The sequence below is a fragment of the Prosthecobacter sp. genome (assembly GCF_020439865.1).
Lineage (GTDB): Bacteria > Verrucomicrobiota > Verrucomicrobiia > Verrucomicrobiales > Verrucomicrobiaceae > Prosthecobacter.
On sequence record NZ_JAGRPF010000040.1, the window covers coordinates 1 to 10,679 of the forward strand.

The 10,679-nt window shown below is 61.2% G+C and carries 6 protein-coding genes; 2 read left to right on the forward strand and 4 right to left on the reverse strand.

Annotated elements, in window-relative coordinates; translation table 11 throughout:
• Window positions 1–1,611 (reverse strand): hypothetical protein (locus KDL09_RS04015; protein WP_294381632.1); only part of this gene is annotated, 1,611 nt, incomplete at its 3' end.
• 141 nt (window positions 1,612–1,752) lie between these two features.
• Between KDL09_RS04015 and KDL09_RS04020 the strand changes: the two genes are divergently transcribed.
• Window positions 1,753–4,401 (forward strand): DEAD/DEAH box helicase, encoded by a 2,649-nt coding sequence (locus KDL09_RS04020; RefSeq protein WP_294381634.1) that lies wholly within the window; start codon window positions 1,753–1,755, stop codon window positions 4,399–4,401.
• 10 nt (window positions 4,402–4,411) lie between these two features.
• On the forward strand, window positions 4,412–5,134 hold the full coding sequence (locus tag KDL09_RS04025) for an SWIM zinc finger family protein (protein WP_294381637.1): 723 nt from the start codon (window positions 4,412–4,414) through the stop codon (window positions 5,132–5,134).
• On the opposite strand, the gene KDL09_RS04030 is transcribed toward KDL09_RS04025, so the two are convergent.
• From KDL09_RS04030 to KDL09_RS04040, 3 genes are all read right to left on the reverse strand, one after another.
• On the reverse strand, window positions 5,135–6,109 hold the full coding sequence (locus tag KDL09_RS04030) for a hypothetical protein (protein ID WP_294381640.1): 975 nt from the start codon (window positions 6,107–6,109) through the stop codon (window positions 5,135–5,137).
• 36 nt (window positions 6,110–6,145) lie between these two features.
• Window positions 6,146–9,340: a PVC-type heme-binding CxxCH protein gene (locus KDL09_RS04035; protein WP_294381643.1), complete on the reverse strand. Its 3,195-nt coding sequence runs from the start codon at window positions 9,338–9,340 to the stop codon at window positions 6,146–6,148.
• A 122-nt stretch (window positions 9,341–9,462) separates the two neighbouring features.
• Window positions 9,463–10,679: plastocyanin/azurin family copper-binding protein (locus tag KDL09_RS04040; RefSeq protein WP_294381646.1), on the reverse strand; the 1,217-nt coding region annotated here is incomplete at its 5' end.

Below are 10,679 nucleotides of genomic sequence, written 5' to 3' on the forward strand. Positions count from 1 at the left end.
GAAGACGGTCACTGTGTTGCGGGGGATGCTCACGTCCACGCCCTTGAGGTTGTGGATGCGGGCGCCGCGGATCTCGATGAAACGGGGGGAATCGGTCTGTGTCGTTTTTTTTTCATCCACCGGCTGCCAGCCGGAGAAGCGCAGCATCTCGCGCACGCGGCCCTCGCCATCGACGGCTTCGGCCTTGAGGGTGACAAACTCGGCTCCGCTGGAGTTTCCCGTCCGGGCCATGCAGGCGGCCGTGATGTTGACGTGCAGATCCTCGTGACGCACGCGGCTCTTGATCGCGTCCGGCACTTCGATCTCGATCTCGCGCATGAAGGCGATGCCCTCAGGCGTGGCGAGCGCTTCGAGGGGCATCGTGACGGCGGCGTCGATGCGTGACTCGTCATGCAGCCACACCGGGCCCAGGAACAGCGTGTCCGAGCTCAGGTAGAAGGTCTGCACGCCACGCAGAATGCGCAGTGGCAGAGGCGCGGGGGCGCCGTCGGAAGTTTCGAGCTGCAGGTTCAGATTCAGCCCGTTGGCGCTCAGGTTTGTGCCCCAGCGCAAGGGGGCTGAAGCCCGTTGAAACGACACTTCGTCGAGCGTTACCAGGCGATCATTCAGCGCAGGCTGCTGAAACAGCGTGCCGAGCCACTGTGCGTGATGCTTCGATTCCAGACGGAAGGAATCGTGCCAGTCCTCCCCGCATTGGGCCATACAGGACACCAGCAGAAGTTCCGAGTCACCGGAGGTCACGATCCGCCCGTCGCGATGTTCACGACTCAAGTTGTCGAGCAGCGCGGCATCGACCGTCGTGTAAGGCGAGGGCGTCTCGCTTCCAAGGCGCATCTGCAGCCGTGCATCATTGACGGTGATCAGCAGACGGAAGTCGCATTCGCGCGGCGGCTGATTGTGGGTGTCGCGGTCGTCCTGGCGCGAATCGATGAACTCACGGATGCGCTTCTGCCACGTGGGCACCGTGCTGGCATGGCGCCACTCACGCAGGGCTTCACGGGTTGCGTCGATGTCCGACATGCCGCGCAGGAAGCCGGGAACCGCGAGCCCTTTGTCAGCGAGAGCCAGGGCGATGTAGTTCCAGAACTCGCTCAGGGACTTCGGCGGCTCCGGCCACAAGGCGACGGGTTCAAGGCTCTGAATCGCCCACTTCGGGTGCAGGCGCACCATGTCCTGGTCGAAGATCTTTCCGGTGAGGCGCACACGCTCGTAGCGCTTCTCCATCTTGCTCAGATAGTTTTCCTCGTCGGGCGTGAGCTGACGGCCGAGTTTCGTGGCGAGCTGGTGCTCGAAATCCTCCTCCTCCACCGGCGGCAGCGGTAGGGTGCCGCGGGCCTCACGGCGCTGCACCGCCACCAGCGTGGTGCACAGTGCCAGATCCTCCAGCTCCTGGTCGTCATCGACATCGGTCTCGCCGTGCCAGCCGTGTTCGCCGCGCAGCCAGCGCACTTGGGCCGGGCGGTCGTCGAGGCGCACTTCAGCCATCATTTCATCCTCCAGCAGCTCCAGTCCCCGGACCGCGTCGTCATCCACGAGACGTTCCGCCTCCTGGCGGGTGCGTGCATTGAACGGACGGAGCAGAATGGGAAGGTCGGAGATCAGGCTGGTCATGCGCGGTGTTGGGACGCGCGCCGGTCAGCGGCGGGCGAACAAGAGCGGTAGCACGGACAGGGGCCTTTGGGAAACGACGAATGCTGAAATTCCGCGTTCGCGTGTCTTGTCTGCCGCAGGTTCCTCGTCCACAAGCAGTTCATGCTGGCTCCAGTCCTGACTCCGGAAGGCGTTCTCACCCACGAGGGTGTGGCGGAATCCGTGGTGGACAGGAAAATCGCCGCAGCAGGCTCTCAGGCGGCTGTGTTCAGCGTTTTGAGCAACGATTTGATTACTGCCGATCTGGATCCGGCCTGGAAATGGCAGCGCGAGCTGGGGCAGCAGTTCTTCACCCGGCTCTGCCAGACGAAGGACGCGCTTGCGACTCCGGTGCCGTCATTGGCGGAACGTGAGTCCTTCATTGCGGCCGCGCCACCTTTTGCAGGCGCTGAATACCTCACGCCGGACGTGCTGGAACGCTGGTGGCACGATCTCGCGCAGCACATCGCCGAACTCGCGAAAGGCGATGTCGAAAACTGGCTGCGTGCGGAGTGTCCCGCGTGGCATGTCGTTGGCCGCGTCACGTTTCATCTGGCGGAGAACAAGACGGACTCGCAGCGCCCCTTCGCCTTCCTCGCCACCTTCACGGAAAAACTCAGCGCCACCGGACAGCCTCAGCATCTGCCGCTCGCCCGTGCGTTGCAGCTTTATGCGTCTCAAAAAGATCAGACGGCGCTCAATGCGCTTCTGGATCCGGTGCGCATCGCCGCTGAAAAATCCAAACTCCTGCGCGAGTGGGTGGAGACGAAGCGCTTGTTTCAGCCGATGGCCATGTCGCCGCAGGAGGCGTATCGCGTGCTGCGCGAAACTGCCGTGTTTCAGGAGAGCGGCATCGTGATGAAACTGCCGGACTGGTGGCGCAGCGGCAAAGGCCCGCGCCCGACCGTGGCGGTGACGATTGACGCGCCGAAGAACAGCTCGCTGCATGCCGGTGCGCTGCTCAGTTTCAAAATGGCCGCCAGCCTCGAAGGCGAACCGCTCACCGATGCCGAATGGGAGAAACTGCTCAGCGCCGACACCGGACTCGTTTCGCTGCGCGGCCGATGGGTCGAAGTCCATGGCGAACGCTTGCAGCAGGTGATGGATCACTGGGAGAAAGTGCAGCATGCCGCCGGTGAAGGCGGCATCGGCTTTCTCGACGGCATGCGCCTGCTCGCGGGCTTCGATGCGCGTCAGGCTGTCGCAAACGATGAGAACATCGAGATGGTTCACGAATGGAGCGATGTGGTCGCCGGCAAAAACCTCGTGCAACTGCTCGATCAGATGCGCGATCCCGCCGAATCGCCACCGCCGCCGAACTTGTGCGCCGAGCTGCGTCCCTATCAGCGCAAAGGCTTCGCCTGGCTGCAGTTCATGACCCGCCTCGGTCTCGGCGCCTGCCTCGCCGACGACATGGGCCTCGGCAAAACGCTGCAGGTCATCGCGCTGCTGCTCGCGCGTCAAAATAAAACCCGATCGCCCGCGCTCCTCGTGGTTCCGGCCTCGCTCGTCGGTAACTGGCGTGCGGAAGTGAAACGATTCGCTCCCGACCTGAAGCTCTTCATCGCCCATCCTTCGCAAACCGATCGCGAAAGACTCGACTTCGCCATTCAACACACCAACGAAGCTCTGCACGGCTACGACGCGATGCTCACGACCTACCAGTTTCTCCAGCGCACCGAAGCGTGGCAGGCGCATCCATGGAGCCTCGTCATTCTCGATGAAGCGCAGGCGATCAAAAATCCCGGCAGCGCCAGTACGAAGGTCGTCAAACGTCTGCAAGCCACGACTCGCATCGCCCTGACCGGCACGCCTGTCGAAAACCGCCCCGGCGATCTTTGGAGCCTCTTCGATTTCCTCAATCCCGGTCTGCTCGGCGGCAGCTCAGCTTTTGCCGAGGCCGTGAAGCACTGCGCGAAAAGCAGCGAAGGTTTCGCGCCGCTGCGCCGCCTCGTGAAACCCTACATCCTGCGCCGGATGAAGACGGACAGGAGCATCATCAACGACCTGCCCGACAAGATCGAAACGAAAGCCTTCTGCGGCCTCACCAAACGCCAGGCCACCGTTTACGCGAAGCTCGTCGATCAACTCGCAAAGATGCTTCACGACAAGGACATGGAACCTATCCGACGTCAGGGCCTCGTGCTCGGCTTCCTGCTCAAGTTCAAGCAGATCTGCAATCACCCCAGCCATTGGAATGGCGACGGCGCATGGAACCCCGAGGACAGCGGCAAATTCACCCGCCTCGCCGAAATTTGCAGCGAGCTCGCTGAGCGCCGCGAACGCGCGCTCATATTCACGCAGTTCCAGGAGACCTGCGATCCGCTCGCCCGCTTCCTTGCCATCGTCTTCGGTCGTGAAGGCCTCATCCTCCACGGCGGCACCGCCGTGAAAAAGCGCCCAGAACTCGTTGAGGCCTTCCAGCAGCCCGGCGGCCCGCCCTTCATGGTCATCAGCGTCAAAGCCGGCGGCACCGGCCTCAACCTCACCGCCGCCAGTCACGTCATCCATTTCGACCGCTGGTGGAATCCCGCCATCGAAAATCAGGCCACCGACCGCGCCTTCCGCATCGGCCAAAAAAGTAACGTCTTCGTCCACAAATTCGTCTGCCAGGGCACCATCGAAGAGCGCATTGATGCGCTGATCGAAGAAAAGATGAGCCTCGCTCAAAACATGATCGGCGAAGGCGGCGCTGAAAAGATGCTCACCGACATGAGCACGGATGAGCTGTTGGATTTCGTCTCTCTTGATGTGAACTCAGCCGTCGTGTAAAACCACCGCCATGTCGTGGGATTACGAAGACGCGCAGGAGTGCAAGGAACGGCTGCAACGCGAGATCGCGAAGCGGGTGCAGCGTGGGGAGGTGTTTGAAGCGCTGCCGGCTCCCGCGGGATCGAAGAAGCTCTGCACGACGTTCTGGGGACAGGCTTGGTGCCGGAATCTGGATTCGTATCAGGTCTATGAATCGCGGCTGCCGCGTGGGCGCAGTTATTTGCGGCAGGGGAAGGTGTACAATCTGGAGATTGAGCCGGGCAAGCTGAACGCGGTGGTGGCGGGTTCCGAGCTGTATGACACGAGCATTCACATTCGTCCGCTGCCACAGGAGCAATGGTCGAAGATCGTCGAGGCGGGCGCGGGGCAGGTGGGATCGATGCTCGATCTGCTCGCAGGAAAACTGGGCGAAGGTCTGATGAAGGTGCTGACCGATCCGGACAACGGCTTGTTTCCCAAGCCGGAGGAGATTCGCTTCAACTGCTCCTGCCCGGACTACGCTGACATGTGCAAGCACGTCGCCGCGGTGCTCTATGGCGTGGGTGTGCTGCTGGACACGCGGCCGGAACTGCTCTTCACCCTGCGTGGCGTGGATCAGGCGGAACTGCTGTCGAATGCAAGTAGTGAGGCGATCACGGAGCTTGCATCGGGTGAGGGAGATCTGGCCGGTGCTGATCTCTCGGCGCTTTTTGGCATCGACTTGGGTTCGTCGCCCCAAGACGACAAACCTTGATCAAGGTTGTGCCCACAACCTCGCGAGACCGACTGGTTTGAAGCCGTCGCTGGCGGATGTGGGTTCGATCGTGACCTGCATCTGGCGTCCGTTTTTGCCGATGGCGGTGACTTTGCCTGTGATGGGATCGGCGGTGGGCTTGCGGTCCACGCCTGCAGGTGCAATGCGGACAGCGCTTCCTTCCTTGAGCTGCTTCGTCTGTTCTTCGCCTTCGCGGAAAAGGGTGAGAACGAGCTTCGTGCCGTTGGATTCATCGACGTAACCCGGTGCGCCTTCTGCGAGAATGCGCTTGGCGTGAACGGCTTTCTGCTCGGTTTGGAACTTGAGCAGGCTCTCATCGTCGAGAAAGACTTCCCATGGCACGCGATGCTTGCCCTGGCCGATGCCGTGGGTCTTGGTGCGAAGCTTGTCGCCGACTTTGATGTCGCTGAACTTTGCCGGCTGTCCGGCCTTCCAGTAGCGCGTGTCCTTGTCGGTTTCGAGGACGACGCCCTTCTCACGAACGAACGTCATGTCGCCCTTCGCCCAGGTGGTGGTGAGTTTGCCCGTGGCGGCGTCGATCTCGTCCACGAAAAAGTATTCGCCGTGGCCGTTCATCATGTTCATCTCGTCCTGAATGTAGGTGAGCCACACCCACTCGCCCTTCTCGTTTTCATGCAGGCGGAAGATGGCGCGCTCGCCGGTGCGGAAGTCCTGCAGATCGCCGTTGGTGGCATGATGCAGCAGTTCGGCATACGGCATGACGGTGAAGCTCATCACCTCGTCGTTGCTCTCGTTGCGAAACGTTCCGGTGCGCGTGTTCTGGTCGAGGCTGATCAGCTCACCCCAAATCCGGCGCATCTTGTCCAACGGGATGATGACCTTGCCGGGCGTAATCTTCAGGACGGGCTTCGCGGAAGGTTCGGCGGCAGGCGATGGTGAGGCCAAGGCGGCGAACACCGATAGAATGACGAGGGGCGAAAGGCACGGATGCATGGGAGATGACATGAAGGACGGGTGCGTGTTCGTCAATCACTTCACATGCATCACGCCGCGCATGATGACCCAGTGGCCGGGGAAGGTGCAGACGTAGGGGTAGTCGCCGGGTTCGGCGGGCGCGGTGAAGCGCAGCGTTTCGGTGCTGTTGGGATTCAGCAGTTTCGTGTGATGCAGGATTTTGTCGGTCGGTGGAATGAAGTCTTTTTTGATGCCCTCGGGATCCTTGGCCATTTCGTTGCCTGCCATGCCGACTTCCTCGGCGCTGCCGGGCCTGCAGATGGCGAGGTTGTGCGCGGTGGCGTCGGGGTTGTTGAAGACGAGGCTCACGGGCTGGCCGTGTTTCACGCTGAACTCGGTTTTGTCGTAGAGCATTCGCTCGCGCACGCAGTTGATGGTGATGCGGGCCACACCGGGCTGCTTGTCAAAGGCGGTCTCCTCGGCGGTCCGTTTCCTCTCGAACGGACCGCGTTTGTAGGACTGCTCGAAGGCGTTCATGAAGGCGGTGATCTTCGGGTAGTCGGCGCCCTTCCAGTGCTTCAGCAGTGCCTCGCTGCCGAGCGAAGTGCGCACGGCGTAGGTCAAATGGTCGCCCATGGGCTTGTCGAGCACGCCGAGCACGGCATCGAGCGCGTCCTTGGTGCCGATGTAGCTGGCGGCGATCACGGCTTCCATGCGAACGATGCCGTTGTCGTCGCTGGCGCGTTTGCGAAGCTGCTCGATGCGATCCGGCAGTGCGATGTAGCGCAGTTGTTGTGTCGCGGCGGCACGCGCGTGATGCTCGTCGCAGTTGAGCAGTTCCTGGATCAACGAATCGTTTTCGGTGCTGATCGTGCGGTAGGTCCACATCGCCTCGGTTTGATGATGACGGAAGCGTTCGTCCTTGGGGTCGAGTTTCGCCACCCACGCATCGAGCGCGGCTTTGACCTCGGCGGCATCGCGTTCATGCAGCTCGCGTTTCGCCTGATAGCGCCAGCGATAGTGCGGGCTCTTCAGCAGATCGAGCAACGCAGAGACCGGTGCCCCGGCGATGACGGGCGGTTCGGCGAGCTTCGCTCCTTTCGGCACGATGCGCCAGATGCGGCCGCTGGTGCGCAGGCGGCGCGGATCGCGCAGCGAGTACTGCGCGTGACCTTTGATGGGATTGTACCAGTCGCAGATGTAGAAATCGCCACGCGGGCCGGCTTTCACGTCGGTGGGAATGAAGCTGAGGTTCGTGGAGAAGATGACATCGCCGAGTTTTTTTTCCTCGTAGTGGTCGTCCATCTCGATCCACTGATGCATCTCGATGTTGTTGGTGGGTTTGTAGCGCGCCTTGAGAAAGCCGCCTTGCAGTTCTTTCGGCCAGAAATCGAAGTCGATGAACTCCTGCCCGCACGTGCCGCTATATGCGGGCATTTTGCCTGCGCCGGGATGCTGCTCCGGATACGGCGCATTCGTGGCGTGGAAGGCGCTGGCGAAGTTCGGATGACTGGCCATGTGATGGCCCCAGTCGTCGAAGGTCACACCCCACGGATTCGTGTTCGGGTAACCGCCGAACATGGTGAGCCGCTGCGTGTCCGTGCGCAGACGGAACCAGGTGGAGTTGTCCGCGCGCTGAGGACCGTAGGCAGTTTCGATCTGCGAGTGCTGGAAAATGGACTCGCGGAAGAGGAGATCACCGTCGGGCGTCCACACGAAATCATGCAGCGCGTGGTGCGAGTCCTCCGTGCCGAAGCCGGTGAACATCTGCCGGCTGAAGTCCGCCTTGCCGTCACCGTCCGTGTCCTTCAAAAAGGTCATGTGTGGCTCGTCGGAGACATACACGCCGCCGTCGCCGAACTCGAAGGCCAGCGGGATGTGCAGCTTGTCCGCCCACACGGTTGATTTGTCGGCACGACCGTCGTTGTCCGTGTCTTCGAGAATGATCAGACGGTCGTGCGGTTCCTGCCCCGGATACAAATGCGGATAGGCCTGCGAGGTGCTCACCCACATGCGGCCGCGTGTGTCCCAGCGGATCTGAATCGGGTTGGCGATCTCTGGGAACTGCTCTTCGCTGGCGAAGAGGTTGACCTCGAAGCGCGGGTCGATCTTGAACGCGGCGAGTTCTTTCGCGGGCGTCATCCATTCATTCGCACCGCGAGACTCCTTCGTCGGCGGCATCTCCGGCACGTTCGAGTCATCAAGCGGCTTGTCCTGATCGTTGACGAGGCCCCAGATGTGTTGGTCGCGATTGGCCACCATCACATCAAAGCTGTGCATCGCCGGAAGGAAATCGAGATAGCCATAGTCCTTGTTGCGGTCGCCGGTGTAGTAGAAGCCGTTCAGCGGACGGTAGCGACGGAAAAACTGCTCGTTTTTGTCGGCGATCGCCGCGCGCAGCGCGGGTGTCGTCTCCGGCGCGCTGGTGTCGAAGGTGGCGCGATACAAAGTCTCGCCAAACACGGCGTAGCCTGCGTCCTCCAGATGCGCTCCGTTGAACGTAAGGCCCTTCATCGCGGGAAGCATCGGCTCAAACACATTGGCGAAGCCCACCTTCTGCTCTGTCGCGACCTCGGCCATCGCTTTCGTGTAAGCGGCGATCCGTTCGTTGTTCAGATCCGCTGCGGGGACGTTCTTCACGTTTTCATTCGGAATTGGCGACACCAGCACGATGCGCGGGCCTGATTTGCCGTTGTAGGCATGCGTCTTGAGCTCCTGCACCATCGCCGTCAGGCGCTGCTTGAACGCAGGCAGTTTTTCCACGCCGCCGAAGGATTCGTTGAAGCCAAACGCGGCGAAAATGACATCCGCCTTCTGCGCCAGCAGGTGCTGGTTCATGGTTCCGAAATTCGTCGGACGCGGCATCAGGTCCACTTCATCCGCCGACCACGCCAGCGTGCGCACCACGAGATCCTTGTCCGCGTGACCCTTCATGAGCATCGCCTCGAAATGCGGGAACTGCGCGCCGCGATCAAACAGCGTGTTGCCGATGAAAACGACGTGATCGCCTTTCTTCAATTCAAGCGGCAGCGGGGTGTCCACGGCTGCTGTCACATTCGGGAGCGGCGCCGTTCTCTCGTCTATGCTATATTGCGCCAGCGACGGATCCTCCGGCGGGTCTTCCTTGCCGCTGGGCCTGTTCTTCGCGTCTTGCTCATTGATCGGCAGACCGCCGACGAGCTTTCCCTGCTTTTTCGTTTGAGCGAAGACGGGCGCCGCGACGACCAAGGCGCACGCGATGGTGGTGAGGAGTGTGGTGGGTCGGATCATGGAGAGAAAGGAAACGTGACCGGGCTGTGGATGTATCCCGCGAATGGACGCAAAACCGGACATGCAAACGGGCCGTTTCCGGCCCGTTTGCGTGTTGGAAGATGGGAGGATGCTATATCCAATTACTTCACATGCAGCATGCCGCGCATGAGAATGCTGTGACCGGGGAAGGAGCACATGTAGGGATAGTCGCCGGGTTTGGCCGGGGCGGTGAACTCGATGACTTGCTCCTTGCCGTTGTCGAGCAGCTTGCTGTGCCAGATGATGTCGGTGCTCTCGGGGATGAAGCCGGTTTCGAAGCCTTTCGCACCCATGACAAGCGCCATGTTGGCGATCTCGTCCACCTTGCCGTTGTTCACGAGAAGGATGTTGTGCGGCATGAAGTCGGGATTGGCGAAGGTCAGTTTGATCTTCTTGCCGGCCTTCACGGTGAGCTCCTTCACGTCATAGCTCATGCGCTCGGGGATGGTGGCGATGCGGATGGTGGTGAGTTCTGGCGTGTCGCTGAGGATGCCGGACTTCTGTGCCTTCTCTTCTTTCTCGGCCGCGATGACGCCGCCGTGCATGCTGGCTTCGACATTGAACCAAAGGTGCTGCACGACATTCGCGGCGTTGCGCGCATGCAGTTCAGGCGACTGCTGCACCATGGCGAGGAGCTGCGTGTTGCGCACGTTGTGCTGCTGATGAATCCAAAGCGCTTCGAGCAGGGGATGCGCGTCTTCCTTCTTCTTCGGATCAAACTGGTTCATCCACTCTTGCGTGGCGGCGATGACTTCTTTGGAGTTGCGGCCGCTGAGCTCGACGTGTGTGCGATGGCGCACGCTGTCGGTGGGATGTTTCAAGTTTTCGAGCAGCGCGGGGATCGGCTGGCCGGCGATGGGGACGATCTTTTGCAACGGCCGGCCCGTGGCGGTGATGCGGTAGATGCGGCCGTGTTTGTGGTCGCGGTTCGGATCACGCACGTTGTGCTGCATGTGACCGATGATCACGTTGTGCCAGTCGCTGACGTAGAGCGAACCATCAGGCGCGAAGATGGCATCGGAGGGACGGAAGTTTTTGTCGCCGCTCATCAGGAAGCCGCGTGAAGTCTCCTCGGTGATGGTGCCGTCGGCCTGCGTGACTTTGACGGTGAGTTCGTCGCCGTTGGGCTCACCCCAGACGGTGCCTTTGTCAGCATCACGCTCCAGGTGATACTCCTTGATGCCGAGGAAGCCGATGACGTTGCAGATCAGGAAGTCGCCCTGCATTTCCTCCGGGAAGTGCGTGCTGCTGACGACTTCGCTCGCAGTGACCGGACGCACTTCCTTCTTGAGCAGTTCATACATCTTGAAGCCGTTGC